Consider the following 18,002-nt stretch of genomic DNA (forward strand, 5'->3'; position numbering starts at 1 on the left):
GCCCCTTGGCTCCCCGATCCTATATCGCCGATCATGTCCCGCTCGAAGTCTCACATCGCATTTCGTTTGCGGTAATCGACAGGCGAGACGCCCTCCATCTTGCGGAACACTCTGCGAAACGTAGCCGCATTGACGTACCCTACGCGTTCGCCGACCTCCTGAATGGAGTCCGGCTGCTCCAGCAGCCGCTTCTTCGCTTCCTTAATTCGCAGCTGGGACAGATAATCCAGGAAATTCTCCCCGAATTCCTCCTTGAACAGCTGGCTGATATACTTGGCGCTGATTCCGAATCTGTCTCCCAGATACTCGAGCGACAACTCCGGATTGGCGTAATGCTCCCCAATATATTCCCGAATCGCCTGCAGAAGCTGATGATGTTGACGCGTATTGGACAACTGTTCCATCCGCTGCTCGTACTTCTCCAGCGTAACGGCAAACAAATGCTGCAGCTCGCCTAGCGTGTCGAACTCTTCGATGATCGGAAGCAGGGTCGCGGATGCCTCGTTCATCCATACGTCATAGTACTCCTTGGATGCTTGCGATAGCTGCATATCCATATGGGCGACGAAATATCGACACAGCCCGACGATCTCGCCCTTCGGCAGGCCGCAGCTGCGCATGCCGCTGAAGAAATCGTCGAAGCGATCCCGCCAGTCGGCTTCGCGAAGTCTAAGCTGCTCGATCAACCGCTGTATCGCCTGCAAATGCTTATTCGTTTCTTTGACCGTCACCTGCCGCGTCTCCCGGTAGCGGATAACGCGGTTATGGCCGAGCGTTGCTTTGAACGTCAAGGCTTCCATTGCCTGTCGATTGGAATTCCGCGCTCCCGACTCCGCGTAGGCCGTCTCGCCGAGACCGATCGTCACAGAGAAAGCCAGGTGCTCGCGCACCCAAGAGGTGATGCGCTCCGCCGTTTCTTCGACCGCATCATCATCAGTCGCGACCGCGATCATATGGGCGTCCGGACTGACAATTCCATTGGCAAATGAAGCCGGGTATTCAACCTTATCTTCGGCGCTTTCTGCCTCCTTGCCTCCTAGGAAGAGGATGCCCGTCAACTGCATCGGCGACGTCCATTCCAGCCATACGTGAATCGGGTGCCGCGACGTATACATTTCATGGGCCGCGCTGCTGATGACGAATTTGAACAGCGACTGGTCGCGGTTCTTGTATTGGCTGAACACCTGCTCCGGATTGTCGATCTCGATAACGAACGCCTGTAGTCTGTCGTGAGGCGGCAGTGCAGACGTCTCGGCAGCTTCCGTTTGCCCGCCCTCTGATAGCAGAAGTTCCATGAACATCGCTTTCTGCCTGCGGGCCGCCGTTTCCTGGGCTTTCTTCTGAAACAGCTTCGTCTGCTCCGCGAAATTGTCGATAGCTGTTTCGATGAAAGTAAATTCGTCCACCGCCAGCCTTCCGAGTGCCGGCCTGCCTGGCCCGAACTGATCTTGGATGCGAAAAACGAGATCCGCGATCGGCTTGTAGTTTTTGCGGGTGATGTAAATGATCGAGACCCCTCCCGCAAGAAAAACAAGAAGACCCAGCATCAGCCATATGCTCGACAAGCTCGAGATCACGGCAACCGCCATTCCGTTCGTCACGCCGCTGTCCGCCGTCCATCCGGTATACTCCGACGTCTGACTGGCCAGCACCTTCCTGCTGCCGGAGTCGTTATCGGACGTAAACAGCGGTTGTCCGCCACGATCGTACAGTTGGACGAATGCGCGATCCGGATCGTACATCTCGTTCATCATGTTCCGAATAGAGGACAGGCTGATATTCACCACGATCATCCCGTCCATGCCGCTGCTGATCGAAATCTTATGCACGAGACTGACGACCTGCTTCGGTTGTTTGTTAGGAAACTCGCGGAACGATCGGAACGAGCTCCATGAAGATGCGTACGATCCCTTGTCGTTCTGCTGGCTTTCAATGAAAGCGATATCCGGGAACGCAGCCAATTTCGTCATGATGCCGCTGAAGACGTTACCGTCCTTATAACGGACCAGGTAGTACGAGTCGATAATCGGCATCTCCAGCTTCATTTGCATCATCCGGTTCACGACCTGATAATTCAGGAATACATTGTCCTTCCCTTGCTCGAGGAAGAAATCGTTCATCAGCTTGCTGGATACCATGTCCCGAATCAACATGTTATCGAGCGATCGAAGGCTGACATCCACGGACTGAAGCAGCTGGTTTACGAATACTTTGCTGGAATCTCTCGTATTGCGGTTATTTTGTTCGACAAGGGTCTGAAAGAAGACAAAGAAGAGGAGGGAGAAGATAATGCAGAAAATCGGCAGGTAAGACCAGATCGTTTTTCGCAGCCATATACGATTCAAGGGCCATCATTCCTTCGGAAAAAGTGTGAGGATCGTTCTTTTCTGAAAGCATGTAACCGCATACAATTAAACGCGCATAGATGGACTGAATGAAGGCCCCTATAATAGAAGAACGATTAAATAATAACACATTACACTCGTATTTTTTGTCTATTTTTGGAACAAGAATATTTGGCTCTTCCAACTCGATTAACTTGGGAGCATATAAAAAGCCGCATGACTTCGGTAGAAGTTGCGGCAATGAAAACAATGTTACCATGGCCCTCGTAGGACCAAGTCCAATCATCAGTTGAATGTCTCCTGCTCCGTTTTCAGTACACGCGGCCCTGCCACAATCGCAAGCGCCAGCAAGGCAACCCCGGCAAAGAGCGAAATGCCGTAGCTCTGCAGCCAGTAGGGGCTGCTTTCGATTTGCTTATAAATCCATCCGCCGAGAAGCGGACCGATAAAGCCGGTAGCGCCGGTAAGCGCCGAGAATACCGCAACATACATAGGACGGTCAGACTTTGGGGTATCGCCGATAATAAAATTAAAAATAAGCAAATTATAGCCGCCTAGACCGATACCAAGGAAAACATTCACGATAATAAGAACGAGGATAACAGGTAAAATTTCAATGCCTGCCCATAAGACGCAGGAAAGTCCGATAATGGGAAGCGCCCAGAGCAGCAGCGTGCGCGTCGCATACTTCGCGTTCATATTGCCCCAATAATAATAGCTGAACATCATGACGATCATTTGAATCGTCGTGATGACCGTAATCCACCACTTGCTTAAATTCAGCGTATCCAGCATGACGAATGAGAATAAGGGAACGGCAATATTTTGCAGGAACACGAATATCGCCAAGAATATTGTAGCTTTCATATAACTTCTGTCTTTCAGCGGTTTCCCGAACAAAGCAGCCAAGCTCGATGCTTCCGATCGTTCGAACGGCGGGTTGGGATACCGCCAGAGTTCCACGGCATTCCAAACCGTGCAGACGGCGCTGATGGCGTACAATACGATGAAACCGGATTGTTCATTCATCTGCTCTAATATTTGTCCGCCGATTAGCAGCGAAATGCTGGCCACCGCCCAATGGATCGTATTCCGGATGCCGAAATATCGCCCACGTACCTGTGGAGGCACCATATCCGCGATAATAGAGGTCCAGAACACGCCGCCGGTCGAGGCGCAAACAAAGGAAATCAGAAACATGCCAATAAACACTTCCACGCGGAGCGATTCCGTGACGAGGAACGGTATGAGTCCGGTCGCCACCCAAAGCGCGCGGTGCAAGACGCTAAATAACGTAAGCAGCAGCCGCCTGTTGTTAAATCGCTGCATGTAGAACGCGGCAACCAGCTGCACGAGATTAGCCAGAGCCGGAATCGCTACGACGAGCCCTACATCCGAAGCTGTACCTCCTAGATAAACGATATAAATCGTTAGAATCGGTCCACCCAATAAATTTCCGATAATATTGGCTGGAATGCCTTCCATGATGGAAGTAAGCAGACCTCTTCGCTGATCGGACAGCTTCTTTCGGCGGAATACCGAAATGATGTGGCTCCAAAATGACATGTGCTCCTAGCTCCTCCGCTATGATTCCCCAGTTGTCCTTCTATCTATTGCATGTGCTCGCCGGTAAGCAGCTCGGCGAGCGTCCTTACCATGACGCCCGTGCCGCCCTTCACTTCCCATGAACGATCCCGTTCAAGCCACGCCGTGCCGCCGATGTCCAAATGCACCCAAGGCCGTTCTTCCGCGAACGCGCCGATGAACAGACCGCCGATGCTGGCACCGCCAAACCGGCTGCCGCTGTTCTTCATATCCGCCGCTTCGCTGTCGAGCTGCCGGCGGAATTCGGGGAAGACAGGGAGCGGCCATATCCGCTCTCCCGCTCGCTTCGATGCGAGTATGACCTGCTGCTGCAGCGTTTCATCATTCGTTACGGCACCTGTGGCCACGTCGCCGAGCGATACCATGACAGCGCCAGTCAGCGTTGCCACATCGATAAGCTTCGTCGAGCCGCTGCGAATGGCCGTCGTCAAGCCGTCGGCTAACACCAGCCGGCCTTCCGCATCCGTATTCACGACCTCCACCGTCGTACCGTTCATCATCGTGAGTACGTCGCCAGGCTTCACGGCCCGGTCAGAAGGCATATTCTCCGCGGACGGCACGACAATTACCGCGTTCAGCTTCGGCTTCAGCTCGCCAAGAATGCGGACCAAGCCCAGTACCGCAGCCGCGCCGCCCATATCCGAGATCATTTCTTCCATGCCAAGACCCTTCTTGAGCGAAATGCCGCCCGTATCGAAGGTAATGCCTTTGCCGATGATGCCCCATTTCTCCTCATTACCGGGGTCGCCTTCATAATGAATGACGATCATCCGCGGCGGGTTGATGCTGCCCTTGCCGACGCCGATGAGACCGCCCATGCCTTGCGCCGACGCCTGCTGCTCGTCGATAATGTCGCATGCCATACCGAAGGACTGTGCCAGCTGCTCCGCTTCTTCCGCAAGCTTGATAGGAATAAGCACATCGCCTGGCAGGTTGGTTAAATTTCGTGCATAGATTACGCCCTCCGCGAAGATCACGCCGCGGCGAATACCTCTTTCCCAGTGCGCGGCAGCTGCTGCTTTGTCCGGCTCTGCCAGCGTATCCGTCGGAGCAAAGGCAACGGTCTGAACATGAGACTGCCTGCGCGTATTGATCTTCTTCGCCGTCTTGCGCGTAAACAATCCCAACGCGTAGCCTTCCGTCAGCGCCTGTGCGGCTTGTGCAGCCGTGATTGTTGACGTGCCATGGGATAGAAAGGCCGGAAGCAGCTGCTTCACTGCTACTGCTTTTAGCCGCTTGGACGCCTTCGCCGCCGCTGCGGCAGCGTCCCGCAGTCCGTCAGTCGTCAAGCTCTCCTGCGAAGCGATGCCGACATAAATAACATGCGCCGATCCATATAAACCGAGCGTCGGCAGCACAAGCGTTTCCTTGGCATCGGCCCTGAACAGCTCCTTCGCCGCATGCTGACGCATGGAATCATCCAGCTGGGGATGAATCCAAGCCGCCGGATACCCTTGGCCGGCTCCTGCCGCTGCTTGCTTCAGTTCGTCCTTGTTCACGAATGCGATCACGACGTCAAAATCCGCCTCAACACTCGCCTCGTTATGTTTGCTATATGTAAATTGAATGCTCATTTGAACTGAACATCTCCCATTCATGTAACGTTCTTATTCTATTCACCGCAGTTGTTCGTACAACACAAAAAAAACCGGGTTTCCCCGATTTGATCTGCTCCGCTCGGGTTATACCCCGATTCTAATCGTTTATTCCGCCAATGGCAAATAGATATTAAACTCCGTTCCTTCGCCGGTATTACTGGACACGCGGATTTTTCCGCCATGATTTCGAACGATCCGATAGCTGACGGACAAGCCCAATCCCGTGCCCGATGCCTTCGTTGTAAAAAAAGGATCGAACAGCTTCGACTTCGTCAATTGATCCATCCCTTTGCCATTATCCCGAATCGTGATTTCGGCTTCCTTGCCATCGCGCCTCGTAATGATATCAATTCGTCCGCTACGTTCGCCTTCCAGCTCGCCGATCGCCTCCATCGCGTTGCGGAGAATGTTCAAAATCACCTGCTTCACCTGCTTCACGTCAATGGAAACCGCCATTTCCTCGTCATAGGTCTCGAATTGGATCTGATAGCCCTTCATCAAGGCTTCGCTTTCCGACAAGAGAATGACTTCCTTGAGCAGCGAGTTAATCGGCACCTGCTCCTTCATAGGCGCAGAGGGCTTCGATGAATTCAAGAACTCATAGATAATATCGTTAGCGCGGTCGATTTCGGTCAAAATGATTCTGGAATATTCTTCTTTACCCAGCTGCGTAAGATGCGGCTTCAGCAGCTGAATAAAGCCGCGGATGGACGTGAGCGGATTGCGGATTTCATGCGCGATCGCGGCTGCGATTTTACCCAGCATTGCCAGCTTGTCGTTCTGGTACGCAGATTGTTCGATCTGCTTGTACTCGGTAACGTCCTTTACGCTAAATAAATAGTCGCCGTCCAATTGATCCCCATAGGTCACGGTAACCAGCAGATAGCGCCCGTTCGCGTCTAAGAATTCCAAATACCGGCTTCTTCTCAGAAACACTTCCTTATACAAGCGAAGAATGATTCGTTTGGTGCTTCTGCTCAGCCTGCTATGCGATAAAATATCGATAAGATTGCAGCCGATGAGCGTTTTACGAGGAATATCGAGCAACTTGGCCATTTGCACGTTAATGAAGGAGAGCATGCCATCCCCATCGAAGATGGCGATGCCGCTGTCCATATGCTGCAGTACGTTCTCGTACTTATTCTTCACCATGCGGAACGAACGGTGCGAACTGAGCAGCATGTCCCTCATTTCGCTGAATCGCTGCTCCGATGTCTGCTCCGGCTGAACCCGAAACCGAAAAGCTACCATTAATTCAATAAGAAAAATAAACGAGCGGCTGTACAGCCGCAGCGCCTCGTCCGAATCCACGTTAGCCACGAGCATTTGCATGGACTCTTCGTGTATGGCGATTATGTCTTCCGGATGAATACCGTGCAGCAGCTTGCCGATCTCCGTCGCTTCATACAGGGAGGCTTCGCTGCCGCTTCGAATATACTCAGCCAGGGCAGGAAAGTAGCGCTTACGAATGGCTTGCATGGTTTACTCCTCTCCTGCCGCACAAACCGGTGATTTGATGTGCAGTGGAGCGAGAATCCATTTACGAAACGTAACCATGGTTCCACGCAGCTGATCGTGGGTGATTTCCATGTCGTTAGTTAAATTCTCCATCCACTGCAGGTGAACACGGCTTGGCCCACGAAAATGATCGAATAGTCTGACTTCTATGCCGTTAGCAGGATCGCCTTTTAATAAACTGATTGGACGGATGATCATATGTCCCTTCTCTGGAGAGGAGATTAGTTTGAGGGCTAATTCCGATATCGTGTAAGCAATGACGGTTTGATCGACAAGGCTAAAGCCGATCGTCTGGGCGATGTCTCTTCCTCTTTGTCGTGCTAGAATGACATCGGCTTTATCCCGAATATGAAGCATTTCCACTTTTTCGCTCGCCTCCACCCTAAAAATAGCCTTGTTTCGTGCAGATTCCGAGGTGAGATCGCTTACATTAATCATAGATAGAACTCCTAATTTCTGTCAACAGGAGATCCTGTCGAATCCGCTCGATTGAAGTCACAGAAAAAAAGGCGCAGCGAATGCTGACGCCTTTCTCTTCATTATTAGCCGTGCTTCTGCTTCTCGTCATCATCCGAGCGGCTATCCATCGTTGTTGCTTTTGTCTTTATCCTTATTATTATCGTTGTTGTCGTTGTTGTCATTTTTGTCTTTGTCTTTCTCTTTGTCCTGCTGCTTGCCTGTGCCGTTCTTATTGACGCCCTGCTTTACTTGGCCATTCCCATTCTTCCCCGCATTCGCAGCCGAGGGGGCTTTCCCTTGATTCCCCTGGTTAACGCCGTTATGGCGGCCGTTGGAAGAGTTTTCCCCGTCTTCCTGGCCGCCGCTGTTCGGGCTGTCTTGGTTATAATGTTTACCGCCGCTGCTGCTATGCTTGCCGCCATTGTCTTCATTCCCGGCATGCTGCTGCGAATGATTGACTTCTTTCACACCGTCATCGTTCCGTTTACCTCCGTGCCCTTTATCATAATTATTGCCCGGGGAATCATGCTTGGTGCTGATGTTCGTGAGATCGCTATGCCGCCTTCCGCCCTTATGCTTGTCGCGCTTCTCCTGCTCTTTCTTCAGCAGCTCTCTCAGCTGCAATTTCTGCTTCTCCCGCTGCGCTTCCTTCGCCTTTTCTTGCTCATCCGTTTTATGGGTCTCTTCAGCCTGAGCCTGAAGAGACGTTTGCGGTTTCGATCCCAGGCTCTTATCATCGCCTTTACTCGGCTTATCGTCAGAGCTGTGCGGCTTATCGTCGTCCATGACGGCAGCAACCCCGCCCATTGATTTGGCAGCCTGATGAATGGACTCCTTCTTCAACTCCTGAATCGTCACTTTATATCCATGCTTCTTAGCCATCAAATAGAAGGCTAATTTCCCCGCCGAGAGACCTTCCTGCTTCGCCTCGTCCCTAACTTCCTTCGGAGCCGACAGCGTCGTTACCTCGACTTGAAGCTTGCGTCCCTTGTCCGTCTTGGCCAGAGATTTGCGAACCGCGGCATCCATATGCGAGGTTACATCGCTCTCGTATGCCGGAATTTCGGTTTTGCCGACAACGACGCTAGTAATGACAACGTCGCCTTCGCCGCTGTTTAAGTAAGGACCTGCGCTGATGCGGTCCATAATCGCTTCAGTCACCTGCTGAAGCGGCAATCCTTTGTACGACAAGCCTGCCGTCACGTCCGCTCCATCGTCATTGATCGGCCGCAGCTCTTCAACCTGCTCATCCTTGTTGATGCCAAGCTCGATGCTTGGATTGACATCCATCGTCAAATACGCAACTACAGAAGACTGCTTCGAGAAATGATTCACGAAGAACGGCACGAAGAGCATCAGCACGAGCGCCGCAGCCCCTGCGCTGAAGCTGTATAATCTGCGGGGACGCTGCATGCGCCTTTGCTCCGAGAACGTATACTCTTCACCGATCTGAAGCTTGCGGGAAGCACGAACTTTACGGAATTGACCATCCGACATTAATACGATGACATGCTTGCCCGACGATTCCATTACAATTCCTCGACTCATGCTCTCACTCCTTTCGTTTCGGTTATGGCTTCTCGAACGTCGTTCACAGGCTTAATGTACTGCTGTAAATACGGGAAATCACCATTATGTAAAATCGCGAGCGCAATAATGTATTTACGGTTTCGCTCGATCGTCTTACGGGAAACGCCGGCCATCTCGCACAGCTCCTTGATGGGCAGTTTCTGCTTCGTTTCCATGTTGTCATACAGCGCGGGGTCGCCCGCCAGCAGCCGGCTGATGGAAATAAGCAGCTCTCTTGAATCGCTATGTTTAGGAGACAGCTCTGGCATTTCGGCGAAGGTAATGCCGAAGGTCCGCAATCTGCCGTCGTATTCGATGATCTCTAGGCGCCTTGCATCCGCTTCCTGAGATAGCGAGTAGCGGTGCATCGCCTCGTTCGTTTCAATCGGGTTGATCGTCAATTCATCCTCGTCATCCTGGTCGAACGCGCTGTAAGGGACGGTCCCTTGATGACGGCTTTCTTTTCGGACATAGTCAATAAGCCTGCGCCGAATGACCGTTTCGGCAAAGCCGAGAAACGATTTTCCTGCCTGACTTGAGAACTGCTCGATCGCTTCGTCAAATGCTGCCATAGCAATGCTGAATTCGTCTGAACGGGCGGGATCGATGTACCGTTTGCAGAATCGACTCGTCACCTTCGCGATATACGGCTTATACGCGGCGATAAAATCATCGCGCGAAGCTTCGCCGCGGCGAATCAGCTCCACAATTTCCTCTGGTGCTGTCGGGTGATCCGGAGGGACTGAGGTCGAATCATGCTTGCCGCCGAAAATTCGTTTGAACAGAACAAGTAACAAACCGCTCCACCTCACATTTACATTTTTCGTGCTGTCCATCTTGCTTGAGGGGGTAGATCTTCACACGATCAACAAAAAAAGCCTCCTTCTTCAGGAGGCGTTCGTTTCTCAACAATATCCTTCAGAGGTTCTGCGCTGCCTAAGCTTATTGCGCCGCTGGTTCAGCACGCCGAGACGCCGTTTCAAATCACCCTGCCAGGTCTCATCTCCGATTTGCTTGGCAAAGCAGAGCAGATCCAGCGCCATGTCGATTTGATTGCTGACGACATCCATAGGATCCTCGTTCTCATTATTCACGCAGTTCTCAAACAGTTCCTTGTCTTTCTGCTCGACATATTCGATAAAATCGACCTCGGAAGCGCCGTCTCCATGCGCATACTCCGCTAATATCTCATATTCATTCTCGATCAAGTAATGGATTTCGACGCGGTGACATACTGGACAGAACAGAATAGGGACATTGTGAATATGCGTACGAAAATGCTTTAACGTACCATTCGTGCCGATCATACTGGCTCCACAGCAGAAGCTCATGCCAGACTCCCTCCTTAACCTCCATTACCTCAATCCAATCCAACTTGAAACATGGTTTAACTTATTCGCCTTTTGAAGGCAAAATTCCTGCTGCCTCTTCCCTAAAGTGTATAGAAAAACCCGGGATCTGTGAAGACCCCGGGTTTGCCTAATCTTGCTATTCTTATTTCGCAACCAGGTTTTTGTCGCCTGGTTTCCAGTTCATTGCGCACAGACCGCCGGATTGCAGAGCTTGCAATACGCGGAGTGTTTCTTCAACGGAACGGCCAACGTCGTTGTGGTTAACGACTTGGTATTTAAGTTCGCCTTCCGGATCGATGATGAACAGGCCGCGGAGCGCAACGCCTTCTTCTTCGATCAATACACCGTAGTCGCGTGCTGCGGATTTCGTGATGTCGGCAGCAAGCGGGAAGTTCAGCTTGCCAAGACCGTTGTCGTTAACAGGCGTGTTGATCCATGCACGGTGGCTGTGCTTGCTGTCTACGCTGACGCCGAGGATTTCCGTGTTCAGCTTGCTGAATTCTTCGGCTGCCAAGCTGAGCGCCGTAATTTCAGTCGGGCAAATGAATGTGAAGTCAAGCGGATAGAAGAAAAGGACCAGCCATTTACCTTTGTAATCGGAAAGTGCTGCCGTGCTAAAATCTTGACCATTTCCTGTTGCCGTTTCCAGCGAGAAATCAGGAGCCGGACGACCTACCAAACGTTCTGCCATTTGTGAAACCTCCTAAATGTTTTTGCGCGCTCCATCAAATAGACCTTTCTAAAATCTATCCGTCAAGCATGCGCAGCATATCGATTGAGAATGAAATTCAATTAGAATCTATGCCTCAAATGATACCAATAGTTTGGAACGAAGTCAATATTAAAACAATTAGTTATTTATAACTATTCTAAATTACTTCACCATCGCAGCAACGATCAAATCGCCCATTGCCGTCGTTCCGATCGCTTTGCTCTTATCTACGGCAATGTCTCCCGTGCGATGTCCCGCATCCAGCACAGATTTAACCGCATCCTCGATGCATTGTGCCGCTTCCGCATAACCGAATGTCAAACGGAACATCAGCGCAACGGACAGGATTGTAGCGATTGGGTTGGAAATGCCTTGGCCGGCGATGTCAGGCGCCGAGCCGTGTACCGGCTCATACAAACCGAAGCTGCCTTCTCCAAGCGAAGCGGAGGAAAGCATGCCGATGGAGCCTGTCAGCATCGCTGCCTCGTCGCTGATGATGTCGCCGAACATGTTCTCCGTTACGATAACGTCGAAGCTCGAAGGACGGCGCAGCAGCTGCATCGCACAGTTGTCGACCAATACGTGCTCGAGCTCAACATCCGGATATTCAACGGCGATCCGGTTCACGACTTCACGCCATAGGCGCGAAGTTTCAAGTACGTTCGCTTTGTCGACAGACGCCAGCTTCTTGCGGCGAGTGCGGGCGATTTCGAAGCCTTGGCGCGCGATACGCTCGATTTCCGTTACGTTATATACGCAGGTATCGACCGCTTCTTCACCGAACTCTCCTTCGCGGCGGAACTTCTCGCCGAAGTAAATGCCCCCCGTCAATTCGCGCACGACGATCAGGTCCGTGCCGTCCAGCACTTCAGGCTTCAGCGTGGAAGCTTCTTTCAAGCAATCGAATACGTTCGCCGGGCGGATGTTCGAGAACAAGCCAAGCGCTTTGCGGATGCCGAGCAAGCCTGTTTCAGGACGAAGCTCTTTCGAGTTGTTGTCCCACTTCGGACCGCCTACCGCGCCGAGCAGAACGGCATCGGCGCTTTTGCAAATATCGAGCGTTTCTTGCGGAAGCGGCGTGCCTTTCTCATCGATGGCAATTCCGCCGAACAAGCCGTGCTCGGTTTCGAATTGATAGCCGAACAATTCCTCCGTTTTCTTAAGTACTTTCAGCGCTTCGCCGACCACCTCGGGTCCGATGCCGTCGCCGGGAATAACAGCAATTTTCTTCACGTCTGCCATAGTAATATCTCCTTTGTATGAAGGGCTTCATGTACGCCCTTTGATTATGATTCTCAGTCTAACCTTAGTTGTACCATAAGAACGCAATAAAGACAAAGATATGAAAGCTATGACTTTTATAGGCTGAGGATATAAGAGGAGGAAAAAGACACCCAGGTGTTACACCTGATTGTCCGCGCTCAGCGCATCGAATTCCCGTTCCGGACCATCATTATCGACAAAACGATTCCGCCATCGTTGATTCACCCAAGTAATGCCGAAACAGATGAAGCCCAAAACGGCGAAAGCAATGATCTTGTAGATTGTCAGAAAAGCTCATGGTCCTTCGCCTTCTGCGCAGCTTCCTTACTGCTTTTACCGCCAATTTTGCGTAGAATGTTGTTCACGTGATTCTTCACCGTACGGAGCGACAAGAACGACTTCTCCGCAATCTGCGTCTGGCTGTACCCTTCGTGAATCATGGCAAGCAGCTGCACTTCGGACGGCGTCAGCATCCGTTTGAACTTATCCGTCTCATAGTCGCGCTCCAGCTTCTTCAGCCTGCGGAATTCCTCCAGCATCTGCCTCGCCGCGGAGGCGTCAATGTCGGATTGATTCGCCGCAGCCTGCCGGATGGACGCCGGAATCGAGGCGAATTCGGATTTGACCAAATAATTGACCGCACCTGCACGAAACGCTTCGGCGACGAAAGCTCTATCTTCCATCGAGGTCAGCATCATAATGCGAGCGGTCGTCGACCCCGACAGCTCTCCTGCAAGACGGAGACCCTCGGGGTTGTCCGCCATCATAATATCAAGCAGGATGACATCCGGCTCTGTTTCGGCTGCCAGCTGCAGCGCTGCGCCGGGATCGTCCGTCTCGCCAACGACCGTCATATCGGGTTCGCCGTTCAGGAAGGCGATCAACCCTCTTCGCCAGTCCGGATCGTCTTCGACCAGCATGACGCGTATTGGTGTGCCGTTCATCGTTTACGCTCCTTTTTTATTGCTCGAAAATGAAAACGCACGACCGTACCCGCCCCGAGCTCGCTGCTAATGCGCAGCTCCCCGCCTTGGCGGCTCATCAGCTGGGCACAGTAGGCCAGCCCCAGGCCGAAATTCATCGCTTTACCGCTCTTGGTCGTAAAGAAAGGCTCCACCACTTTGCGGAGGCTGGCTTTGTCGATCCCCGTTCCCGAATCTCGGATTTCGATCGTTCCGCCCCTTCTGCTATTAATGACGGAAGCCGTCAGCTCGCCTCCGCTTGGCATGGCGTCTATCGCATTTTGCAGCACGTTATGAATCGCTTCTTTCGTTTGTTCGAAATCCGCTGTGGCGACAGCCGCTTCATCCAGCTTTATATGAAGAATAATTCCTTTCGTCTCGCACTGCTCTTCGACGGCGGCCAGCTCGCTGCGGACCAGCTCTGCGAGCGAGACGAGCTTAAGCTGCAGGCGCAGCTCCTGCGTCCGTTCGTGCACGCTTCTAATCATGGCCTCGATGTGCGCCGCAGCCGTGCCGACAACGCGTATATCCGCGGTTAGCTCTTCATTGCCTTGCGCTTCACGGGTCATCTTATCCGTGAACAGCTTGATCTTCCCGATGTCGTTCTTGATGGCATGATTCAGCATCGCCGTCCCGCTCGTGATTGCCCGCAGGGAATAATTGAGCTGTCGCCGCTCAATCAGCAGCTGCACGCCCAGAAACCCGTAGCTGAACAGCGACGCGATAAAGACGACGAAGGCGAATCCGATCGGCCAAACGTTATACACCCAGAGCCGGTATAGACCGAACAACGGAAGCACAAAGTTCATCATCAGCGCGATCAATACGGCAGGCAGAACAGCAAGCAGGAGTACGGCATGCGCGCGGCGTTCTGCCGGATGAACATGGCGTTTGGTTAGCAGCAGCGCGGCTCCGGCTAGAAAATAAGGGATTGCCCATCCAGCAAGAATCGAGTAATGAACAGGATAATCTTCGGCCAGCGGCAAACTCAGCATGCCGAGCGGCAGCAAGGCAGCTAATAGCGGCAGCCACTCAGCCAATCGCGAGGGAATCGATTCTCGGTTATAGGCCGCACCGAAGCATAGAAAGCCGTAAGGCAGTCCATAGTAGCTCGTCCATGAGCAGCAGCGCTGAATGACCCGCAGCACATGCTCGCCGGATGCATCGATATCGCCGTTCTGCTGCATTGTCGTAATCCAGCCTTCAAGCACCGATGCAAGCGCCCCCATACCGCCGCAAAAAGCGACGAAGCTGAGCCAGCGTCCTGCCGGATTTCGGCGGTTCGCGATAATCAGCAGCGCGGCAGCGATCCAAAGCACAATCCATACAAAAAACATCCCCTGCTGTTCCCCCGTTCCACAGGTCCCGATATTGTTATTTTTTCTTTATTATAGCATCAAGGTGAAACGACTGTCGCCGTCATCCGGTACAAACCGCGACATTAGCATCATTTACAACGGGACAGACAAGGACGATTGTCCCTGCAATCCGCAGCGGCCGCCCCCAAGCCCTTCGCAGCCAGCGCTATCAAACAAAAAACGCCCCAGCCAGCCCGACCGGGCCGCTGGAGCATTTTCTTTTACTGTTCTCTTTAAGATTAACGGGCTTTGACCTGTGCCCGGAGGGCGGGACGGAGTCGGAGAAATGAAGCATATGCTTACGAAGTCGGTGAATGCTGCACTCCTTGTCTGCCGACAATGAACGCAAACCAATCACCTAGTTCGCCTTTGTAAATCGAATTCTACCGCTCATCCCTTATAATCGAAGAATTCTATTTACAACAGCGATCGGAGGCCCGTCCCGCCCGCAGGGCATGAACTTGTTCAATTCACCGTTAAATCAGGCTCATTTTATCGCGGCGTCCCGGCGACTTCCGCTTCTCGATCAACCGGTTCAGCGCGTCCACGTAGGCGCGTGCACTAGCTTCAAGAATATCCGTGCTCACGCCGCGGCCTTGCGCGGATACTTCATCCTGCTTCAGCACGACATGAACCTCGCCGAGCGCGTCTTTGCCGTGCGTAACGGATTTGATGGAGTAATCCTCCAGCTCCACGTTCTCCGCAGTCAGCGCGTCAATCGCGTTGTAGATCGCATCTACCGAGCCGTTGCCTTCTGCTTTCATCTCCTGCACGCTGCCGTCCGTAAGACGGATTCGAATTGTCGCGCTTGGCGTAGACTTGTTGCCGTAGCTGACTTCGATCTGCTCTAGTGCATACACCTCAGGCGTATCCACCAGCTTCTCTTCCAGCATCGCGCGAATGTCCTCGTCGCTGACGTTCTTCTTCCGGTCCGCCAAATCCTTGAACTTCGCGAACGCCGTGTTCACGGCATCTTCGCCCAGCTCGTAACCGAGGTCGATCAGCTTCTCGCGGAATGCAGCGCGGCCGGAGTGTTTGCCCAGGACCAGCTTGGAATCGACCAAACCGATCGTCTCCGGAGAAATGATCTCGTACGTCGTTTTCTCCTTGAGCATGCCGTCCTGATGGATGCCGGATTCATGAGCAAACGCATTGGCACCTACGATTGCCTTATTGCCTGGAACGACCATACCCGTTAGCTTGCTAACCAGCCGGCTCGTCTTGGCAATTTCCTTCAGGTTCAGTGAAGTCGTCGCTTGGAAGAAGTCCGCGCGCGTAGCAAGCGCCATCGCCACTTCTTCAATCGCCGTATTGCCTGCGCGCTCGCCGATTCCGTTAATCGTGCCTTCGATTTGATCCGCGCCGTTCAGAATCGCGGCCAACGCATTCGCCGTCGCCATGCCAAGATCGTCATGGCAGTGCGCGCTAAGCTGGATTTTCTCGATGCCAGGTACGTTTTGCTTCAGCGTCTTGAAAATATGGCCGTATTCGGATGGGTTCATATACCCTACCGTATCCGGAATATTCACAACCGTTGCGCCTGCCCGAATGGCCATTGCCGTCACTTCGCACAGAAAATCGAGTTCCGTGCGTCCCGCATCCTCCGGCGAGAACTCGATCTTGCTGAAATACTGCTTCGCATACCGGATCGCGCGCTCCGCTGCTTCAAGCACCTGATCCTTCTCCATCCGCAGCTTATACTTCCGGTGAATCGGGGAAGTAGCAAGGAACAGATGCAGGCATGGATCCTGCGCATTCTTCAGCGCTTCGCGCGCCGCATCGATATCCTGTTCGCGTGAACGGGACAAGCCGATAACCGTTGCATTCTTCACGGCGCGGGCCACGGCGTCAACCGCAGCAAGATCACCGGGAGAAGCGGCAGGGAAGCCGGCTTCAATCCGGTCTACGCCGAGCTTCTCGAGCTGGTAGGCAATTTCAACTTTTTCATTCGTGTTGAGGTTCACGCCCGGAGACTGCTCACCGTCACGAAGCGTCGTATCGAAAATATAAATTTTGCGCATTAGCCACACCTCGGACTTCAAGAATAATCCCGGATAGCGAAACGGCCCTGACGTCATTCGCGAGAGCGAAAGACGCAGGGACCGGTCCGTACATCCGGGCAACCATGTTTACGATTATCCTATGACCGGTATGAACCGGTACATGCTTCTTATTTCTTGATCCAGTGCATCAATTCACGAAGTTGACTGCCAACCACTTCGATTGGGTGCTGTGCTTCGTTGCGGCGAGTTGCCGACATGAATGCATTGTTAGATTGGTTCTCCAAGATGAAGTCGCGAGCGAATTTACCTTGTTGAATATCCGTCAGAACAGCTTTCATTGCTTTCTTCGTTTCGTCAGTAACGATACGAGGACCTGTTACATAGTCGCCATACTCCGCTGTATTGGAGATGGAATCGCGCATTGTGGAAAGGCCGCCTTCATACATCAGGTCAACGATGAGCTTCAGCTCATGCAGACATTCGAAGTATGCCATTTCAGGCGCATAGCCGGCTTCAACCAATGTTTCGAAACCCGCTTTAACCAGTGCAGTTGCACCGCCGCAAAGAACGGCTTGCTCACCGAACAGATCGGTTTCTGTTTCTTCGCGGAACGAAGTTTCGATAACCCCTGCACGCGTGCAGCCGATGCCTTTTGCATAAGCAAGGCCGATCGCTTGCGCGTTGCCTGTTGCATCCTGCTCGATTGCGATCAGACCAGGTACGCCAAAGCCTTCAACATACGTACGGCGAACCATGTGACCCGGCGATTTAGGAGCAACGAGCAATACGTCGTTGTCTTTGCGCGGTTTGATTTGGCCGAAGTGAACGTTGAAACCATGCGAGAACATCAGTGCTGCGCCTTGTTTCAGGTTCGGCTCGATTTCTTCTTTGTAAACGCGGGCTTGCGTTTCGTCAGGCATCAAGATTTGTACAACATCAGCGAGCTTAACCGCTTCGCCAACGGACAATACTTCGAAACCGTCGTTTTTAGCTTTCTCAGCGGATTTACCGGCGCGAAGACCGATAATGACTTTCAGACCGCTGTCGCGCAGGTTTTGCGCTTGTGCATGACCTTGGGAACCGTAACCGATAACTGCGATGGTTTTACCTTGCAGAACGCTTTGGTCTGCATCTTTTTCATAATACAATGTAACTGCCATTTGTAAATGAAGCCTCCTTTTAATTAACCCTTTTGAGCGGGTGTTACAGGCGGGATGCAAGATTTATCGCAGCCATCGCGGCCGATCCGAATCCCGTG

General features: G+C 52.5%; 14 protein-coding genes. All 14 read right to left on the minus strand.

What is annotated here, in order from left to right:
• Positions 1 to 50: 50 nt before the first annotated feature.
• The 14 genes from KXU80_RS13015 to ilvC all read right to left on the minus strand — a co-directional run bounded on the left by KXU80_RS13015 (position 51) and on the right by ilvC (position 17,904).
• Positions 51 to 2,345, minus strand: a complete 2,295-nt coding sequence (locus KXU80_RS13015; protein WP_219838624.1) for a helix-turn-helix domain-containing protein — start codon at positions 2,343 to 2,345, stop codon at positions 51 to 53.
• Positions 2,346 to 2,630: 285 nt separating this feature from the next.
• A complete protein-coding gene (locus KXU80_RS13020; RefSeq protein WP_219838625.1) occupies positions 2,631 to 3,911 on the minus strand; it encodes an MFS transporter in 1,281 nt (426 codons plus the stop codon).
• 44 nt (positions 3,912 to 3,955) lie between these two features.
• Positions 3,956 to 5,524 carry a leucyl aminopeptidase gene (locus KXU80_RS13025; RefSeq protein WP_219838626.1) on the minus strand — a complete coding sequence of 523 codons (1,569 nt, stop codon included), beginning with the start codon at positions 5,522 to 5,524 and terminating at the stop codon, positions 3,956 to 3,958.
• Between the two features lie 129 nt (positions 5,525 to 5,653).
• Positions 5,654 to 7,027, minus strand: coding sequence for an ATP-binding protein (locus tag KXU80_RS13030; protein ID WP_219838627.1), 1,374 nt, complete (start codon positions 7,025 to 7,027; stop codon positions 5,654 to 5,656).
• 3 nt (positions 7,028 to 7,030) lie between these two features.
• Positions 7,031 to 7,504 (minus strand): ATP-binding protein, encoded by a 474-nt coding sequence (locus tag KXU80_RS13035; protein WP_219838628.1) that lies wholly within the window; start codon positions 7,502 to 7,504, stop codon positions 7,031 to 7,033.
• 141 nt (positions 7,505 to 7,645) lie between these two features.
• The gene (locus KXU80_RS13040) at positions 7,646 to 9,073 is read right to left on the minus strand and encodes an anti-sigma factor domain-containing protein (RefSeq protein ID WP_219838630.1); all 1,428 of its coding nucleotides are present in this window, start codon (positions 9,071 to 9,073) and stop codon (positions 7,646 to 7,648) included.
• Positions 9,070 to 9,891 (minus strand): RNA polymerase sigma factor SigI, encoded by an 822-nt coding sequence (gene sigI / locus KXU80_RS13045; RefSeq protein ID WP_219838632.1) that lies wholly within the window; start codon positions 9,889 to 9,891, stop codon positions 9,070 to 9,072. Before sigI ends, KXU80_RS13040 begins: the two co-directional genes overlap by 4 nt.
• A gap of 108 nt (positions 9,892 to 9,999) precedes the next feature.
• Complete coding sequence (locus KXU80_RS13050) at positions 10,000 to 10,425, minus strand: hypothetical protein (RefSeq protein WP_219838634.1); 426 nt, start codon at positions 10,423 to 10,425, stop codon at positions 10,000 to 10,002.
• A 163-nt stretch (positions 10,426 to 10,588) separates the two neighbouring features.
• Positions 10,589 to 11,137 (minus strand): peroxiredoxin, encoded by a 549-nt coding sequence (locus KXU80_RS13055; RefSeq protein WP_219838636.1) that lies wholly within the window; start codon positions 11,135 to 11,137, stop codon positions 10,589 to 10,591.
• 183 nt (positions 11,138 to 11,320) lie between these two features.
• On the minus strand, positions 11,321 to 12,400 hold the full coding sequence (gene leuB, locus KXU80_RS13060) for a 3-isopropylmalate dehydrogenase (RefSeq protein WP_219838637.1): 1,080 nt from the start codon (positions 12,398 to 12,400) through the stop codon (positions 11,321 to 11,323).
• Between the two features lie 305 nt (positions 12,401 to 12,705).
• Positions 12,706 to 13,365 carry a response regulator gene (locus KXU80_RS13065; RefSeq protein ID WP_219838638.1) on the minus strand — a complete coding sequence of 220 codons (660 nt, stop codon included), beginning with the start codon at positions 13,363 to 13,365 and terminating at the stop codon, positions 12,706 to 12,708.
• Positions 13,362 to 14,720, minus strand: a complete 1,359-nt coding sequence (locus tag KXU80_RS13070; protein ID WP_219838639.1) for a sensor histidine kinase — start codon at positions 14,718 to 14,720, stop codon at positions 13,362 to 13,364. Before KXU80_RS13070 ends, KXU80_RS13065 begins: the two co-directional genes overlap by 4 nt.
• Positions 14,721 to 15,217: 497 nt before the next feature.
• Complete coding sequence (locus tag KXU80_RS13075) at positions 15,218 to 16,762, minus strand: 2-isopropylmalate synthase (protein ID WP_219838640.1); 1,545 nt, start codon at positions 16,760 to 16,762, stop codon at positions 15,218 to 15,220.
• Between the two features lie 149 nt (positions 16,763 to 16,911).
• Positions 16,912 to 17,904: a ketol-acid reductoisomerase gene (gene ilvC / locus KXU80_RS13080; RefSeq protein ID WP_219838641.1), complete on the minus strand. Its 993-nt coding sequence runs from the start codon at positions 17,902 to 17,904 to the stop codon at positions 16,912 to 16,914.
• Positions 17,905 to 18,002: the final 98 nt, after the last annotated feature.

Origin of the sequence: Paenibacillus sp. R14(2021) (assembly GCF_019431355.1) — a bacterium.
Lineage (GTDB): Bacteria > Bacillota > Bacilli > Paenibacillales > Paenibacillaceae > Paenibacillus_Z.